The following is a 16,319-nucleotide window of genomic DNA, read 5'->3' as shown; positions in this document are numbered from 1 at the left end:
TACTCCCCATAGGTCGGGTCGTACATCTGCGCTTTGACATGCGCAGGCAGATCGGCCGGCGGCGTAATCGTTGTCAGGCCGCGCTGGAAGGCCACGTCCGCGACGGCCGTGGCGATGGCGGCGGAGACCTCCCGGATGCGGCCGAGGCTGGGATAGATGCGGCCTTCCGCGAGATCGTCTTCCGTGACCAGGTCCGCCAACGCTTTCGCGGCCGCGAAGAACATCTCGTCGGTCACTCGCGTGGCTTCGCTGACGACCACGCCCAGGCCCACACCGGGAAAGATGTATGCGTTGTTGCCCTGCCCGGGCACGAAGGTCTTGCCTTTGTACGTGACCGGGGGAAACGGGCTGCCGCTCGCGAAAATCGCGCGGCCTTCCGACCACGTGTAGGCTTCCTCCGCCGTGCACTCCGATTTCGAGGTGGGGTTCGAGAGGGCGAAGAGGATCGGGCGCCGGTTCAAGCGCGCCATCGCCTCGACGACCTGCTTCGTGAACGTACGCGGCATGCCGGAGACGCCGATGAGGACGGTCGGCTTGAGCGATTCGACGGCCGCCAGGAAATCGGTGACGGGCACATGGTCGTGCGCGTAAGGCCGTTTGTGCTCGATAAGGTCCGTCCGGCTCTTGACGACGAGGCCCTTCGAGTCCACATACCAGCACATGAGCCTGGCTTCGGCCTCCGTCATCCCCTCCCTCATCATACCGATCACGATCAGGTCGCCGATGCCGATGCCGGCCTCGCCCGCGCCGAGGAACAGGAATTTGTGATCGGACAGCTTGTTGCCGATGATGCGCATGGCCGAGTACACCCCCGCCATCGAGACGCTTGCCGTGCCCTGAATGTCGTCGTTGAACGTGCAGGCGCGGTCCCGGTAGTGATGCAACAGCCGGAAGGCGTTCGCGTTGCCGAAGTCTTCGAACTGAATGCAGGCTTTCGGGAAAATCTCCTGCACGCCGGTGACAAACTCCTCCACCAGTTCGTCGTACGCCTGGCCGCGCAGGCGCCGTTCCGGCAGGCCGATGTAGAGAGGATCCTTGAGCAGGGTCTCGTTGTTCGTGCCGACATCCAGCGTTACCGGCAGACATTGCGTGGGATGGATGCCTGCGCAGGCAGTGTACAACGAGAGCTTCCCCCCCGGGATGCCCATGCCGTTCGCGCCGAGGTCGCCGAGGCCGAGGATCCGTTCGCCGTCGGTGACGACGATCATGCGGACATCGCTGTACGGCCAATTCCGCAGAAGGTGCCGGACGTGACCCCGATCTTTGTGCGTAATAAACATACCGCGCGGGCGGCGGAAAATGTGTCCGAACTCCTGACAGCCCTGGCCTACCGTCGGAGTGTAGATGAGGGGTACCATCTCCTCGACGTTTTCCATGACCACGCGGTAGAACAGGGTCTCGTTGCGGTCCTGCAGCGAGACCAGGAAGATGTACTTCTCGATGTCGCTGGTCTTGCGGCGGATGTTCTCCAGCACACGCGCCACTTGTCCCTCTTGCGTGAACACGCGTGCCGGCAGGAGGCCGCGCAGGCCCAACCCATCCCGCTCTGTCTCGGAGAAGGCTGTGCCTTTGTTCAATACCGGATCGTGCAGCAGATCAACGCCGCGTTTGCCATGAAGAGGAACTTGGGCAGACATGAGATCCCTCCTTGTCCGGGAAATCAGGGGCTCTTGGCAAGGTGTCCGATCACAGGATCAAAAACCTCACTGCGGGAAGCTTCGGTTGTCGTTTTTCCATTGGCTTAAGTATACTCGAACGCCCATCCCGGAGACCATCGACGGGATCGCTGACGCAAAGGAGAGGGTTTCGCTTTCCCTACACGGAAACGCCCGCTTCAAAATTTGAAACGGGCGTTTTTTATCCGGATTACCGGCAACTCGGGCAGGTGAAAACGGTCGGGTCGATGCCCATTTTCTTTGCAAAGACTTCCGCTACGGGCGACGGCAGAAAGTAGTTGCCGCACTTCCCGCACGTGAGCATCTTGGCCTCGCGCACGACCATCTTCTTTTCGCCCGCGTAGCGGCTGATCGTGCGGACACCTTTTTCCTCCGTCATGGCGATGCAATGCGTGGGGCACACGTACACGCACGTGCCACAGGCGATGCAGACCGGGTTTTTGTCGCGGTACGGCGACGTGACCTCGCGCTTTTCGCCGCGCCTCTCGTAGCCGATCGCGCCCACACCCACGATCTCGCTGCAGGCCCGCACGCACTGCCCGCACAGGATGCAGTCGTCGTTCTTTTTCGTGAGCCGTTCGATGGGCGCGACGCCGTGTTTCGCGGCGAAGTCGAGCACGTCCTTTTGCCTGTCGCACCGCGCGAGCAGCAGTTGGATGAGCCACTTGCGGTTGTTTCGGATCCGCTCCGAATCGGTCGTGACCGTCAAGCCGTCCTTGCGGATCTCGTATACGCACGAGGGCACGAGCCGCGTGCGCTTTCCTTCGTTCAGCTCGACCTGACAGAATCGGCACACGCCGTAGGGCTTAAGGTTCTCGTTGTGGCAAAGGGTCGGAACCTCGATGCAGAGCTTTTTGCAGGCCTCGATCAGGAGCGTGTCCCGCTTCACGGTGATCGATCGACCGTCGATGGTGAGGGTGTGTTCCTTGGCGTTCACGACCTACTCCTTGATGACCGCGTCGAATTTGCACACTTCGAAGCACGCGCCGCAACGGATGCACTTTTCCGGGTCGATCACGTGCGTCTTTTTCTTTTCGCCGGCGATGGCGACCGTGGGGCACTGTTTTTTACACAATGCGCAGCCCGTGCAATTCTCCGCGTCGATGCGAAACGAAATCAGCGCCGTGCAGCGCCGGGCCGGGCACTTCTTGTCGTGGATGTGCGCCACGTACTCGTCCCGGAAGTAGCGGATCGTGGTCAAAAGCGGATTGGGCGCCGACTGGCCCAGCGCGCACAGCGAGCAATCGATGACGACCTTGGACAGGTCCTCCATCAGCTCGACGTCGCCCTCCCGGCCCCGGCCCTGCGTGATGTCGTTCAGGATGTCCCGAAGCTGCATGACGCCCTCGCGGCAAGGCACGCATTTGCCGCACGATTCCTCCACCAGGAAGTTGGTGAAGTACCGCGCCACGTCCACCATGCACGAGTCCTCGTCCATGACGATCATGCCGCCCGAGCCCATCATCGACCCCAGCTTCGTGAGCTGGTCGAAGTCCACCGGCACGTCCAGGCAGTCGGCCGGGAGGCACCCGCCCGAGGGCCCGCCGGTCTGCACGGCCTTGAACTTCCGGCGGTTGGGAATGCCGCCGCCGATCCCTTCCACGATCTCCCGCAAGGAGATGCCCATCGGCACCTCGACCTGGCCGGTGTTGTTGATGTTGCCGACCAGCGAGAAGATCTTGGTGCCCTTGCTTCCCTCCGTGCCGATGGTCCGGTACCAGTCCGCGCCGCGGTTCACAATGAAGGGCACGTTGGCCCAGGTCTCCACGTTGTTCAGGTTCGTGGGCTTGTTGTACAGCCCGCGCTCGGACATGTGCACGTACTTGGGGATCGGCTCGCCGGGCCGTCCCTCGATCGACTGCATGAGCGCGGACGACTCGCCGCACACGAATGCGCCGCCGCCGCGGTTGATCCTGATGTCGAAGTCGAACCCGCTGCCGAGGATGTTTTTCCCCAAAAGCCCGTGCTCGCGCGCCTGATCGAGCGCCACGATCAGGTTCTGCACCGCGAGCGGGTATTCGTTGCGTACGTACACGTAGCCCTCGTGGCTGCCGATGGCGAAAGCGCCGATGAGCATGCCCTCGATCACCAGGTGCGGATTGCCCTCCAGAAGCGAGCGGTCCATGTACGCGCCCGGATCGCCCTCGTCCGCGTTGCAGACCACGTACTTCGGCTCGCCTTCGGCCTTCCTCACGGAATCCCATTTCCAACCGGCCGGGAAGCCGCCGCCGCCGCGCCCGCGAAGATTGGCCTTGATCACCTCTTCCACGACGAAGTCGGGCGTCATCGTGAAAAGAGCCTTGGCCAGCGCCTGGTACCCGTCTATGGCGATGTAGTCCTCGATCCGCAGCGGGTCCACGTACACGTTCAGACCGCTTAGCAGTCGCATCTGCCGCTTGTAGAACGGCACATCCGTAATCTTGGCGCAGCTCTTTTTCTGTCCGTCCTTGTACGTGAGGTTTTTCAGGACTTTCCCGGAAAGCGCGGCCTCCACGATGGACTGCGCGTTCTCGGGCTTCACATGCACGTAAAGCGTCTCGTCCGGGAGAACCTGGACGTTCGGCTCGATCTGGCAGAAGCCATGGCAGCCGGTGGTTCGAAATGCCAGGCGCTTTTCCGTGTCCAAACTCGAAATCGCCTCCGAGAGCGCCGCGCGGACCTCGGACGAACCCGACGCGCGACCGCAGGTGCCGTCCCCCAGAACCAGGGTGGCGCGGTTCGGGGCCCGGCCGGCCGCGATCTCGCCGCGCCGTTTCACCAGGTCGTCGAAGGATGCCAACCGGGTCACTTCCTGCCCCCCCTTTTCAGCAGCTTCCCTACCTTGTCCAGTTTCATGTGCGCGTGATACGTAACGTTTTCCACCACGATGGGGCCGAGCGCGCACGCGCCCACGCAGGCGACCTTGTCCAGCGAATACTTGAGGTCGTCCGTGGTTTCACCCACTTCGATCTTCAGTTCGCGCCTGAACTTGTCGAGGATGCTCTGCGCCCCGCGAACGTGGCACGCCGTGCCCATGCATACGCAAATGTGATTTTGACCCTTGGGCTGGAGCGAAAACACATTGTAGAAAGTCGCCACGTTGTAGGCGACGGCCAGCGGGGTTCCCAGCTTCTCCGAAACGTACTCCAGCGCTTCGCGGGGAAGGTAGTGGAACTCCCCCTGGATGTCCTGGAGCACCTGGATCAGCGCGCCCTGGTGCAGGCCGTACCGGGCGATGAATTCGTCGATCTTTGCCGTTTCCCGTTCCATGCGTCACCACTCCTGCGTCATGCGGACTTTGGCCTTCAGGCGCTCGTACCGCGCGTGCGCCTGCTCCTGAATCCGCGCCACGAGGTCCGGCGACAGGTGCCGGTATCGTCCCTGCGCGTCCTTGCAGCCCGCGGTCTCGTCGTACAGGTAGTCCCGGATGTTCCGGATCGCCGCGTATTCCTCCACGGGGCGCAGTTTCTCGATGTCCAGGCTCAGCCCGTATTTCCCATTGACGACCTCGTAAAGCGGAAACAACCCGGTCTCCGTGGCCAGGCGCGCCAGCTTGATCGACGAGGACGCAGTGCAATGCCACCCGGTGGGGCACGGAGCGAACAGGTGAATCACCGCCGGGCCTTTCGCTTCCTTCGCCTTGCGCATCTTCTCGATAAGGTCGAACGGATACGCCACGTTCGCGGTGGCGACGTAAGGGATGTTGTGCGCCGCGCATATCTCCGCTAAGTCCTTCTTCTGCGTGTTCTGCCCGATGCTGTGCGTACCGGCCGGGCTCGTGCTGGTGGACGCGCCGAAGGGCGTGCCCGACGAACGCTGGATGCCCGTGTTCATGTACGCTTCGTTGTCGTAACAGACGTAGAGGAAGTCGTGCCCTCGCTCCATCGCCCCCGACAGCGCCTGGATCCCTATGTCCATGGTGCCGCCGTCGCCGCCGATCCCGACGATCGCGATCTTCTCGCCGGTGTCGATGTAATGCCGTTTCTTGCGCCGCAGCGCCTTGATCCCGGCCTCGATCCCCGAGGCCACGGCCGCGGTGTTCTCGAATGCGACGTGAATCCACGGCACCGCCCACGCCATGAACGGATACGGCGAGCAGATGATCTCCATGCACCCGGTCGCGTTGGCCACGATCATGTTGAAACCCAGCGCCTTTCCGATCAACCGCATGGCCAGCGCCGGCGCGCATCCCTGGCACGCGCGGTGCCCTTGCGTGAACAACTCGTCCTGGGAAAGCAGCCGGGCCGCGAATATGTTGAAATTCGTGCTCATTCTCGCACCCCCACCATTTCATAATCCGGGATGGAGCCGCTCGCCGCGATCGCCTCGCTGCGCTCGATCAGCTCCGCGAACTGGCTCGTGCGAACGTCGCGGCCGCCCAGTGCGCCGATGAACGAGACGATCGCCGGCTTTTTGGGCAGGTTGTACAGCGCGCTCCTGATCTCGGAGGCGACCGGTCCCCCGGGTCCGCCCGTGCTCAGGCACCGGTCGAACACGATCACCGTTCCCGCGTCGCCAAGCGCCTTGCGCAAGTCCTCGTGCGGGAACGGCCGGAACAGGCGCAGCCGGATCAGTCCGACCTTTTTGCCCTTGTCGCGCAGGGAGTCGACCGCGCCCCGCATGCTTTCGGTCAGCCCGCCCATGCCCACCAGCAGCGTTTGGGCGCCCTCGGTCCGGTAATGCTCGACCGCCTGGTAATGCCGGCCGAACCGCTTTCCGAAGTCCGCCCATACCTCATCGATCACGGCCCTGGACGCCAGGATCGCCTCGTCGTGCGCCTTTTTTGCCTCGGTGTAGATTTCCGGAATGCCGACCGGGCCCATCGCGACCGGGTTTTTGGGATCGAGCCGATACAAGGGCGTAAAGGGCGGCAGGAATTCCCTCACCTGTTCGTCGGTGAGCATGACGATCGGCTCGATCACGTGCGAGAGCGTGAAACCGTCGAAGTTGAGCGTAATCGGCAGCATCACGCGGTTGTCCTCGGCGATGCGGAACGAGCAGAGCGTCATGTCGTACGCCTCCTGCCCGTTCTCCACGAAGTACTGGATCCAGCCGGTGTCCCGCGCGAGCATGGCGTCCGAGTGATCGCACCAGATGTTGATCGGCGCGGACAGCGCGCGGTTCGCCACCGCCATCACGATCGGCATCCGCATCGCCGAGGCGATGTACATGATCTCCACCATCAGCGCCAGGCCCTGCGACGCCGTCGCCGTGAAGGTCCGCGCGCCCACCGCCGAGGAGCCGATGCAGGCGCTCAGCGCCGAGTGTTCCGACTCCACGGGAATGAATTCGCAATCGAGGTGTCCCTGCGCCGCGATCTCCGCCAAGTGCTCCACCACGTGTGTCTGCGGCGTGATGGGATAGGCGGAGATCACATCCGCGTCGCACTGACGCACCGCCTCGGAGATCGCGATCGACACCTCCATCCCGATCCGCTTGGGCCCGGTCATTTCGCGCTCTCCTCGATCATGGTGATGGCGCAGGAGGGGCACTCCGCCGCGCAGATCCCGCATCCCTTGCAGTACTTGAAATTGAAGTCGAAGTAGTCCGCGTACATCGCGCCGGGCCGCTTGACCTTGCGCGGGACCTTCCGCCGGGAGTTGTCCGGGCAGAACAACCAGCACACGCCGCACGCGATGCACTTGTCCTCGTCCGTCCTCGGGTAAAAGCTGCGCCAGTCGCCGGTCTCGAACAGGACCGCGCTGCCCGGCGTCGTCACCACGCACCCGAGCGGAAATTCCTTCCAGGTGGGAAGTCGCTTCATCTATCCCTCCAATATCCCTCCAAAATCGACTTGTCGAAGGCCGCCTGCATGACCGCGTAATTCTTCGAGGCGATCTTTCCGAACCGTTCCTCCAGGGGCGCTTTCATCGAAGTCAGGTCGATGGCGCCGGTCGCGCGGACCATGGCCCCGAGCATCGTGGTGTTCGTGATCGGACGCTTCAGGATCTCGAGGGCGATGCCCGTGGCGTCCACCAGGCAGAGGCGGTGCGAAAAGGAGTGTTTCCCCTTGAATTCCTCGAGGCTTTGCTTCGTGTTCACGATCAGCACGCCGCCCACGCGCATGCCGTCCTCGACGTTCACGAGGGCCAAAAGCCCGCTGTCCAGCACGATCACCACGTTCGGCTCGTAGACCTGCTCGCGCTTGTAGATCGGCTCGCCGCTGATGCGCGCGAACGCCAGCACCGGCGCCCCGCGCCGCTCCGGGCCGAAGGAAGGAAACGCCTGCGCGTACTTGCCCTCGCTGATGGCCGCGTGCGCCAGCAGCTCCGCGCTCGTCACAGCGCCCTGTCCGCCTCGTCCGTGAAAGCGGATCTCGATCATCGATGCCACCCTGCGAAGGGGTGCCGATCATATTGTGCCTTGCGTAAATAATGAGGCAATGGTGTCTTCCCCTGTATGAGACCCTATGGGACGCCCGCCGCACCTGAGCGCCCCGCGGCCGGACGCCCATCCTCCGCCTGTGGGACCGCCGCGACCGGCTCTCCACGTCCAGCGCCCTCACCGTGGCTCCCCGTCGGCGCCGATTCGGCCTCTCCTGGGCCCAGTATCCCCACAACATCCGATGCGCGGAAGTCCTTCGGTTCCTTAAGGCACTGCGCCGACACATCCCCTCCGGTTTCACGCTCCTCTGGGACCGACACCGCCCCCACCGGGCAAAGAATGTCCAGACCTGGCTGGCCGCCCGGAAGCGGATCGTCGTCGAGTGGTTGCCGCCCTATGCCCCAGACCTCAATCCTGTGGAATGCGTCTGGAGCCACACCAAGTACGGGGATCTGGCGAACTTCGCCCCCGACTGTCTCCGTACACTTGAGCACGCCGTCGTTACCTCTCTTTCACAAACGCGAAGCCGGCGGGACCTCTTCGAAGGGTTCTTTCACGGCGCCAGACTCTAATAATAAACTGTACCATTATTTATGCAAGGGCCAATAAAATCACGTCGGTCGACGCTTCGAGCCGCTGGTGCTTCCGGGCCGCGCGCCGCCGCTCTTCCCCGACTTCTCACCCGACCCGTTCCCAAGGACTTACGGACCGCAGTAGGAGGACCGGAGACCGGACGATTCGCAACCCGGCGCGTCGGCGCCACGCTTGCCGTGCGCACGGGATTCGGGGATTCCGATAACGTCCTTGCCGTCGAACACAGGCGCCCTTCGAACGCCGGCCATGAGCTTGATTGCGTCAGCCACCGTTTTCTTGCCATCGATTGTGACGACGTTTTTCTTCATCACCGTCGAGGCAGTGGCAAACCGTACCCCCTTCAGTGGTGCCATGATGTTCCCTCCTTTCTGTAGGTTCGGAGGCTTGGCACTTCGTTCTCCGCTCGACCCAGCCGTGGTAAGAAGGCCTTAAGGATAAAGGATACCTGAAAAGGGGGGAACCGAAATATCGGGCCGATTTTGATTCTGACGTCAGAATTTTTCTTACGATACGGGGCGGGCGGGACTACCATTCCACAATCCCGTTCTGAATCGCGAACCGCGTCAGCTCCGCGTTGTTCCGTAAATTCAGCTTCTTGAGAAGACGTGTGCGGTAGGTATCGATCGTCTTCGTGCTGATCGAATAGCTCTCCGCGATCTCCCGGTTGCTCTTCCCCAGCGCCAGTCCCCGGAGCACCTGGATCTCCCGGGTGGAGAGAGTCGAGGGGGGAACGGGCCCCGGCCCCCTTGGCCCTGCGGGTAGCCAGCGGCTCGGACGCCGACTCGCTCAAGGAGCGCCCGCCGGCGTGGACCTTGCGGATGGCCTGCAGCAGCTGCTCCGCCGCCGACCGCTTCGTGATGTACCCCATGGCCCCCGCCTCGATCGCCCGGACGACGTACTGCTCCTCCTCGTGCATCGTCAGGACGAGGACGGGCGGTTTCGGGTTCTCCAAGCGAAGCTGCCGGATGACTTCCAGGCCGTCGAGACCGGGCATGGAGATGTCCACGACGGCCACGTCGGGCGAGGACTCCCTCGTTTTCCGGATGGCCTCCCTCCCGTCGGCGGCCTCGGCGACGACCTTCATGTCGCCGGCGCCATCCACGAGGCGACGAAGTCCGTCCCGGACCACGCTGTGGTCGTCCGCCAGAAGAACCCGGATCAATGGAGGACCTCCTCCGCGCCGGCGACGGGAACCTTCAGGCGCACCCGGGTCCCTTCTCCCGGCCGAGACATGATTTCCAGAACTCCGCCGATCCGTTCCGCCCGCTCGCGCATCCCGGCCACTTCGAGTCCCGCCGATTCCGGAAGCTCCCGGAGATCGAATCCCCTCCCGTCGTCCTCCACCGAGAGCGTCAGGATCTCCCCCTCCGCCCGCTGGGAAACGTCGACGTGCGACGCCTTCGAGTGGCGGGCCACGTTGGTCAGGGCCTCCTGGGCGATCCGGTAGGCCGCCGTCGCGACCCGGTCGCTCACCTTCGTGCGCTTCTCGAAATCGTCGATATACCAGTCGATGGCGTCGACCAGCCCCAGGTCGTCCAGCACCCCCGGGCGAAGCCTCGTGGCCATCCCCCGGACATCGTCGATGGCCTTGTCGATCAGGTCGCACATCTCCTGGGTCCGCAGGGAGACCCCGGCGTCCGACTCCCGAAAACGCTCCCGGAGCCACGCGGAATCGAGTCGCAGCGCCGTAAGCACCTGGCCGAGTTCGTCGTGGAGCTCCCGGGACACGGCGGCCCGTTCCTTCTCCTGGCTGGCGATGATGCTGTCCGAAAGACGCTTCATTTGGTCCCGAGCCTTCTTGATCTCCGTGATGTCGATCGAGATCCCGCATCCGGCGGCCACGGCCCCCTCCTCGTTGTCGAGGGGAAATTTCGTCGAGAGATAGACGTGGGGGCCGTCTTCCTGCGGAACCCTCTCCTCGATCCGGCAAGGACTCCTGTCCTTCAGGACCTTCCGGTCGTTCGCCTGAAACCGGCCGGCGAACTCCTCCGGAAAGATATCGTGGTCGGTCTTCCCCCGGATCTCCTCGGTCCGGACTCCGAACAGCTGCTCGTACCGGGAGTTGACGAAGGTGTCCCTTCCCTCCCTGTCCTTGATATAGACGACGGCGGGGGTGTACCGGAGGATGCTGCCGATTTCCCGCGTCCGCTCCCCCACCTGGCGTTCCAGGTCCCGGGAATGCCGGTCGAGTTCCTCCTTGGCCCCGCGGAGAGCCTCCTCCGCCTCCTTCCGCTTCACGATGTCGTCGCTTGCCTTCCCGAACCGTTGGTCGCAGTGTTCCCTGTCCCGATGTTCAGGCCGATCCATTCCCTGGGCCCGGGACCGAACTGCTGGGTGCGCGCGATATCCTCGGCCTCCCCGGGGGAGAGCTTCCGGAGGGATCGGTTGAGCCATTCCTTCCTGTTGGACGCGAAGATGATGCCGTTGGGGGCCGCAAGGAGGACGATACCCGGGAACGGCTGTCGGAACTCCTCTTCGATCCGCGCGATGGGGGCCTTGATGACCACAACGCCGATCGGATTTCCCCCCGTTTTCCGCGGACCGGATGGCTGGAGTAGACCCCCCGTACGTTCGAGGTCACGCCCAGGGCCAGATCGGTGGACGGCTCGCCCCGGATCGCCTGCCTCCCATACGGGCGGAACGAGAAATTCTTCCCCACGAAGCTGTCGGCGGCGGTCCGGTTGCTGGATGCCACCGTTGTCCCGTTGCGGTCCATGAGATAGCAGACGTCCGCGCTCAGGGAATCCCGGAAGAGATCGAGGACGGCATTTGCCCGGGCAAGGGAGTCCTTCCCGGGGTCTGCCAGGGATCACCCCACCATGTTCAGACCGCCGTTGACGCTTAAGACCTGTCCCGTGATGTAAGAGGCTTCCGGGGAAGCGAGAAACCGGATGGCGGCGGCTACCTCCTCCGGCGTCCCCAGTCGCTTGAAGGGGATCCCGCGCAGCATCGCCCCGATGATCTTCGCCCCCTCCTCCCCCTCGAAGTTCTCCGCGAGAAGGGGGGTGTCCGTCGGCCCCGGGCAGACGCAGTTGATCCGGATTCCGATGCGGGCGAACTCCCGGGCGATCGCCTTGGTGAACGCGATCACCCCTCCCTTCGCGGCGGAGTAGACCGCCTCGCCCAAACTCCCGACGCGTCCCGCATCCGACGCGACATTCACGATGGCCCCACCGGCCTCCCCGGCGAGCATTCCCTCGAGGGCTGCGCGCGTGCCGTGCACCGTCCCCATCAGGTTGATCCCCACGACCCGTTCCCAGTCCGGAGGGGCGGTGGAAAGGAACGGGGTGATCCGGTCCCACCCCGCGTTGTTCACCCAGATGTCCAGCCTCCCGAACTTCTCCCGGACCTTCTCTCCCGCTTCCAGGACCTGCGAATAGAAGGAGACGTCGGCCGTGACTTGGAGGAACCGGGCGCCGGCCTTGTGCCCCACCGCGGCCAACTGCTCCGCCCCCTCGTCCCGGATGTCCAGGACCGCCACGTGCATCCCTTCCCGGAGGAACCGGGCCGCCACCGCGAACCCGATCCCCCGGGACCCTCCCGTCACCACCGCGACCTTGCCTTTCATGGAACCGCACCTCCCGGACCCTTCTCTTTCGAACGCCTCGAGAGGAAACAGCCTAACATTGACTTTTTCGGATGGCTATACTACCGTCGTCCCCATGCGGCGGACGCGCACCCTCCTCGCCATTCTTTTTGCCGCGGCCTTCCTCATCGTCTCCTGTTCCGAAAAACTGGCTAAACAGCCGGGACTTTCGGATTCGGCCCTGTTCTCCCGCGGACAGCAGCAGTTGGCGAAAAAAAAGTACGGCAGTGCGATCGAGCATTTCCAGGTCCTGCTGGAACGGTTCCCGACCTCCCCCCTGGCGCCGCGCGCGCAGCTCGCCCTCGCGGACGCCCGCATGGAAAACAAGGACAACGTGGAGGCGGAAGTCGCCTACGACGATTTCCTGCGCCTGTACCCGGCCAACGACAACGTCCCCTACGCCCTCCTGCGGAAAGGGGAGCTCCTCTCCCGCGAAGTGAGGAAACCCGGCCGGGACCAGACGAAAACCATCGAAGCCATCCGGACCTACAAGCTCCTCCTGGAAAAAACCCCCTCCGGCCCGAACGCGGAAATCGCTGCCAAACGTCTGTCGGAGCTGCGCAACCGGCTCGCGGAACACGAAGTTAACGTGATCTCCCACTACCTCAGACGACGGAAGTATGACAGCGCGGAGGCCAGGGCGAGAAGGGCTGTTTTCGACTATTCCGACACCGGTGCCCTTCCCACCCTCCTGTCCCTTCTGTCGGAGGCGCTGGAGCGGGAGGGGAAGAAAGAGGAAGCCGCCGAGGTGAGAAAAAGCCTTCGGGAGAAAATCGCCGGATGGGGAGAGAGGAAGCGATGAACCGGGACCTGGCCGCGCTGATCACGCTGGGGAAACAGGCCTACGCGGAAAAGGACTTCCGACGCGCGGAAACCCTATTGCGCGAGGCGATGGCGGGCGGGGCGAACTACCCCGACATTCATTACACCCTCGGGATCATCTGTCACCACGGGGGAAAGCTCGAGGAGGCCGCCCGGGAGTTTGAGCGAAGCATCGCCCAGAACCCCGGATACACGGAAGCCCTCATGTCGCTGGCGATCACGCTGAACGAGCTGGGCCGATACGAGGAGGCCAGAGCCGCATACCAAAGGGCCGCCGAATCGCTGACCCAGCAGGAGAAGATGGAACAGGGAAACCAGCTCGCCGGGAAGATCGCCAACCTGCACGCGGAACTGGGGGAGCTCTACCTCGCCCTCGGGAAACACGGGGAGGCGATCGCGGAATACCGGAATGCGCTCCTCGTCGCCCCCGGGTTCCCCGATCTGCGGGTCCAGCTGGCCATCGCGCAGAAGGAGGCGGGAAATTACGAGGAAGGGCTCGCGGAGCTGGACAAGGCGCTGTCCGACCATCCCGGGATGGTCCCGGCCCTCGCCCAGCGGGGCATCATCCTGTACCTGATGGGAAGGAAGAAAGAGGCCCGCGAGACCTGGGAGACCGCCCTGTTCCAGGATCCGCTCAACAAACTGATCCAGCTCTACATGAACACGCTCGACCGGGAGACCGGGGCCGGCTAGGGGATCCGGTCGGCGAGCCACGCGGAGAGCGACGACACCGCCGAGGCAAACCCTTCGGTTTTCGATCCCCCTGCCTGCGCCATGTCCCGGCGCCCGCCTCCCCCGCCTCCCACGAACCGTGCCGCGTTCTTGACGATGTCGGTGGCGGAATAGGCTTCGGCAAGGTCCGGGGTGACCCCCGCCACCAGGTGGCAGCGGCCCTCCTCCACGGTTCCCAGGAGCAGGAGGCCGCTTTTGAGCCTCCCCTTCACCGCGTCGGCCAGTTCGCGAAGCGCGGCGGGGTCCATCGGCTCCAGCTCGGCTTCCACCACGCGGACCCCCTTCACCTCACGGGCCTTCGCGAGCACGTCTCCCACGAGGTCCCGCGCCGCCCGGCGCTTCGCCTCCCGGACGTCTTTTTCCAGCGCCCTGACCTGGGCCTGGAGCTTGCCGACTCGGGAGGCGGCGTCGGCGGGCGAAACCTTGAGGTCGAGGGCGATCCGGTGAAGCCGGTCGGCGTCCTCCCGGAGGTGGCGGAAGGCCTCCGGGCCGGTCACCGCCTCGATGCGACGGACCCCGGCGGCCAGCGCACTCTCCGAGACGAACCGGAACAGGGCGATTTCGCCGGTCCGCCGGACGTGGGTCCCCCCGCACAGCTCGCGGCTCACGCCGGGAACGGTCACCATCCGGACCACGTCGGCGTACTTGTCCCCGAAAAACGCCATCGCCCCCCGCTCGATCGCCTCCTCGTACGGGAGATGCTCCCAGGAGACCGGCCGGTCGGAGAATACGGCATCGTTGACGAAGTCCTCCACCGCCCGGAGGGCATCCTCCGGGACCGCCTCGAAGTGGGTGAAATCGAACCGGAGCTTGTCGGGGCCGACGTAGGAGCCCGCCTGCTTGACGTGCGGGCCCAGGGTCTTGCGCAGCGCAGCCTGCAGAAGGTGGGTGGCGGTATGGTTCGCCTGGGTTTGCCGCCTGAGAGAGGCGTCCACCCGGAGATCCACCGTCATTCCCTCCCCCACTTTCCCCTCGTCCACCTTCGCCCGGTGGATGACCAGGTCCGCAGCGGGCCGCCGGGAGTCCGTGACCCCGAGACGAAACCCGCTTCCCGTCCCCTCGCCGTGGTCGCCCACCTGACCCCCGGCCTCGCCGTAGAAGGGGGTGACATCCGTCACGAAATCGATCTCCTCCCCTTCCGTCGCCGACATGACCCGCTTCCCGTCCCGAAAGAGGGCGACCACCCTCCCCGCCGCCTCGAGACGATCGTACCCGACGAAATCGACGGAGACCCCGTCCTTGGCGAGCTCCGCGGCTGCCGCATCGGAGACGCCCACATCGCCACCCTTCCACGCCTCGCGGGACTGCGCGCGCTGCCTCTCCATCTCGGCCTCGAACCCCTCGGTGTCGAGCGCCACCCCGCGCTCCCGGCACAGATCCGCGGTAAGGTCCACCGGGAATCCGAACGTATCGTAAAGTTTGAAGGCGACGGACCCCGCGAAGACGCTGACGCCCGACTTCCCGATGCGCTCGAATTCCTCTTCCACCATCCGGAGACCCGCGTCCAGCGTCTCGAGAAAACGCATTTCCTCGTGGAGGGCGACCGTGTCGATGTAGGAGGCGCTTCGCGCAAGCTCCGGATAGGCGGGCGAGAACTCCCGAACCACGGCGGCCGCCACTTGGTGGAGAAACGGCCGGTCCAGCCCGAGCTTCTTCCCGTGGCGCAAGGCCCGCCGCATGATCCTGCGCAGCACGTACCCCCTCCCCTCATTGGCGGGGAGAATCCCGTCGGCGATCAGGAACGCCGTCGCGCGGGCATGGTCGGCGATCACGCGGGTGGCGGCGTCCTGGAGGGGGGATCTGCCGTATGCCACGCCGCTCAATCTTCCGATCTCCGCGATGATGCCCCGGAACAGATCGGAGTCGTAATTGCTCTTGACCCCTTGGACCACGGCCGCCAGCCGTTCCAGCCCCATCCCCGTGTCGATGCTCGGCTTCGGCAGAGGGGTCCTCGCCCCGCCCCCGTCCTGGTTGAACTGCATGAACACCAGGTTCCATATTTCGAGGAACCGGTCGCAATCGCACCCGACGGCGCACGAGGGCCGCCCGCACCCCGTCGCCTCCCCCTGGTCGTAGATGATCTCGGAGCATGGGCCGCACGGTCCCGTCGGCCCCATCGCCCAGAAGTTGTCCTTCTCGTCGAACCGCACGATCCGGGAAGCCGGCAGCCCCATCGTCCGGTGCCAGATGTCGTACGCTTCGTCGTCATCCCGGAACACGGAAACCGTCATCCGTTCGCCGTCCAGTCCCATCTCGCGCGTCAGGAAATCCCACCCGAAGAAGATCGCCTCTTTCTTGAAATAGTCGCCGAAGGAGAAGTTCCCCAGCATCTCGAAGAGGGTGTGGTGACGTGCCGTGTACCCGACGTTCTCCAGGTCGTTGTGCTTGCCGCTCACGCGGAGACACCGCTGCGCGGTGGCGGCGCGCTTCCAGTCGGCGGACGCGAGCCCCAGGAAATATTCCTTGAACTGCACCATGCCGGCATTGGTGAACAGCAGGCTCGGGTCGTCCCCCGGAACGAGGGAGGATCCGGGCAGCACCTTGTGTCCGTGCCTCTCGAAATAGGAAAGAAATGCGGCGCGAATTTCTGCTCCGGTCATGGGAAT

At 64.3% G+C, this 16,319-nt stretch carries 16 protein-coding genes; 2 read left to right on the top strand and 14 right to left on the bottom strand.

Translation table 11 applies throughout. The annotated features are described in order from the left end of the window. The 13 genes from VJ307_08710 to VJ307_08650 form a co-directional block, all read right to left on the bottom strand. The coding region (locus tag VJ307_08710) for an NAD-dependent malic enzyme (protein HJX74223.1) at positions 1 to 1,637 on the bottom strand (1,637 nt) is incomplete at its 3' end. Between the two features lie 229 nt (positions 1,638 to 1,866). Next, positions 1,867 to 2,613, bottom strand: a complete 747-nt coding sequence (locus tag VJ307_08705) for a 2Fe-2S iron-sulfur cluster-binding protein (GenBank protein HJX74222.1) — start codon at positions 2,611 to 2,613, stop codon at positions 1,867 to 1,869. A 3-nt stretch (positions 2,614 to 2,616) separates the two neighbouring features. Continuing rightward, positions 2,617 to 4,455 (bottom strand): NADH-quinone oxidoreductase subunit NuoF, encoded by a 1,839-nt coding sequence (locus VJ307_08700; protein ID HJX74221.1) that lies wholly within the window; start codon positions 4,453 to 4,455, stop codon positions 2,617 to 2,619. Positions 4,456 to 4,460: 5 nt separating this feature from the next. Beyond that, entirely contained in the window at positions 4,461 to 4,925 is a 465-nt protein-coding gene (locus VJ307_08695; protein HJX74220.1) for an NAD(P)H-dependent oxidoreductase subunit E, read from the bottom strand. A 3-nt stretch (positions 4,926 to 4,928) separates the two neighbouring features. Next, positions 4,929 to 5,927, bottom strand: a complete 999-nt coding sequence (locus VJ307_08690; GenBank protein ID HJX74219.1) for a thiamine pyrophosphate-dependent enzyme — start codon at positions 5,925 to 5,927, stop codon at positions 4,929 to 4,931. Then, complete coding sequence (locus VJ307_08685; GenBank protein HJX74218.1) at positions 5,924 to 7,105, bottom strand: transketolase C-terminal domain-containing protein; 1,182 nt, start codon at positions 7,103 to 7,105, stop codon at positions 5,924 to 5,926. The genes VJ307_08690 and VJ307_08685 overlap by 4 nt, the downstream gene beginning before the upstream one ends. Continuing rightward, on the bottom strand, positions 7,102 to 7,419 hold the full coding sequence (locus tag VJ307_08680) for a 4Fe-4S binding protein (protein HJX74217.1): 318 nt from the start codon (positions 7,417 to 7,419) through the stop codon (positions 7,102 to 7,104). Before VJ307_08680 ends, VJ307_08685 begins: the two co-directional genes overlap by 4 nt. Further along, positions 7,416 to 7,979, bottom strand: a complete 564-nt coding sequence (locus VJ307_08675) for a 2-oxoacid:acceptor oxidoreductase family protein (protein HJX74216.1) — start codon at positions 7,977 to 7,979, stop codon at positions 7,416 to 7,418. Before VJ307_08675 ends, VJ307_08680 begins: the two co-directional genes overlap by 4 nt. A gap of 701 nt (positions 7,980 to 8,680) precedes the next feature. After that, positions 8,681 to 8,926 carry a CBS domain-containing protein gene (locus tag VJ307_08670; protein ID HJX74215.1) on the bottom strand — a complete coding sequence of 82 codons (246 nt, stop codon included), beginning with the start codon at positions 8,924 to 8,926 and terminating at the stop codon, positions 8,681 to 8,683. Next, the gene (locus VJ307_08665; GenBank protein ID HJX74214.1) at positions 8,914 to 9,735 is read right to left on the bottom strand and encodes a response regulator transcription factor; all 822 of its coding nucleotides are present in this window, start codon (positions 9,733 to 9,735) and stop codon (positions 8,914 to 8,916) included. Before VJ307_08665 ends, VJ307_08670 begins: the two co-directional genes overlap by 13 nt. Further along, on the bottom strand, positions 9,732 to 10,811 hold the full coding sequence (locus VJ307_08660; GenBank protein ID HJX74213.1) for a PAS domain-containing protein: 1,080 nt from the start codon (positions 10,809 to 10,811) through the stop codon (positions 9,732 to 9,734). Before VJ307_08660 ends, VJ307_08665 begins: the two co-directional genes overlap by 4 nt. Further along, positions 10,808 to 11,080, bottom strand: coding sequence for a hypothetical protein (locus tag VJ307_08655; GenBank protein ID HJX74212.1), 273 nt, complete (start codon positions 11,078 to 11,080; stop codon positions 10,808 to 10,810). Before VJ307_08655 ends, VJ307_08660 begins: the two co-directional genes overlap by 4 nt. 302 nt (positions 11,081 to 11,382) lie before the next feature. Beyond that, positions 11,383 to 12,141 carry a glucose 1-dehydrogenase gene (locus VJ307_08650; protein HJX74211.1) on the bottom strand — a complete coding sequence of 253 codons (759 nt, stop codon included), beginning with the start codon at positions 12,139 to 12,141 and terminating at the stop codon, positions 11,383 to 11,385. A 94-nt stretch (positions 12,142 to 12,235) separates the two neighbouring features. On the opposite strand from VJ307_08650, the gene bamD reads away from it, so the two are divergent. Together bamD and VJ307_08640 are read left to right on the top strand one after the other, a co-directional pair. Next, positions 12,236 to 12,961, top strand: coding sequence for an outer membrane protein assembly factor BamD (gene bamD / locus VJ307_08645; protein HJX74210.1), 726 nt, complete (start codon positions 12,236 to 12,238; stop codon positions 12,959 to 12,961). After that, positions 12,940 to 13,674 (top strand): tetratricopeptide repeat protein, encoded by a 735-nt coding sequence (locus VJ307_08640; GenBank protein ID HJX74209.1) that lies wholly within the window; start codon positions 12,940 to 12,942, stop codon positions 13,672 to 13,674. The genes bamD and VJ307_08640 overlap by 22 nt, the downstream gene beginning before the upstream one ends. On the opposite strand, the gene alaS is transcribed toward VJ307_08640, so the two are convergent. Continuing rightward, on the bottom strand, positions 13,671 to 16,313 hold the full coding sequence (gene alaS, locus VJ307_08635; GenBank protein ID HJX74208.1) for an alanine--tRNA ligase: 2,643 nt from the start codon (positions 16,311 to 16,313) through the stop codon (positions 13,671 to 13,673). The genes VJ307_08640 and alaS overlap by 4 nt on opposite strands. Between the last annotated feature and the right edge of the window lie 6 nt (positions 16,314 to 16,319).

It is taken from the genome of Candidatus Deferrimicrobiaceae bacterium (genome assembly GCA_035256765.1).
Classification (GTDB): domain Bacteria; phylum Desulfobacterota; class Deferrimicrobia; order Deferrimicrobiales; family Deferrimicrobiaceae; genus CSP1-8.
This window is presented reverse-complemented; position numbering and strand designations above follow the sequence as displayed.

Excerpts from the sequence above, each read along its gene's own strand:
- VJ307_08695 (HJX74220.1), bottom strand. The coding sequence starts at position 4,925 with ATGGAACGGGAAACGGCAAAGATCGACGAATTCATCGCCCGGTACGGC.
- VJ307_08690 (HJX74219.1), bottom strand. The coding sequence starts at position 5,927 with ATGAGCACGAATTTCAACATATTCGCGGCCCGGCTGCTTTCCCAGGAC.
- VJ307_08685 (HJX74218.1), bottom strand. The coding sequence starts at position 7,105 with ATGACCGGGCCCAAGCGGATCGGGATGGAGGTGTCGATCGCGATCTCC.
- VJ307_08680 (HJX74217.1), bottom strand. The coding sequence starts at position 7,419 with ATGAAGCGACTTCCCACCTGGAAGGAATTTCCGCTCGGGTGCGTGGTG.
- VJ307_08675 (HJX74216.1), bottom strand. The coding sequence starts at position 7,979 with ATGATCGAGATCCGCTTTCACGGACGAGGCGGACAGGGCGCTGTGACG.
- VJ307_08670 (HJX74215.1), bottom strand. The coding sequence starts at position 8,926 with ATGGCACCACTGAAGGGGGTACGGTTTGCCACTGCCTCGACGGTGATG.
- VJ307_08650 (HJX74211.1), bottom strand. The coding sequence starts at position 12,141 with ATGAAAGGCAAGGTCGCGGTGGTGACGGGAGGGTCCCGGGGGATCGGG.
- bamD (HJX74210.1), top strand. The coding sequence starts at position 12,236 with ATGCGGCGGACGCGCACCCTCCTCGCCATTCTTTTTGCCGCGGCCTTC.
- VJ307_08640 (HJX74209.1), top strand. The coding sequence starts at position 12,940 with ATGGGGAGAGAGGAAGCGATGAACCGGGACCTGGCCGCGCTGATCACG.
- alaS (HJX74208.1), bottom strand. The coding sequence starts at position 16,313 with ATGACCGGAGCAGAAATTCGCGCCGCATTTCTTTCCTATTTCGAGAGG.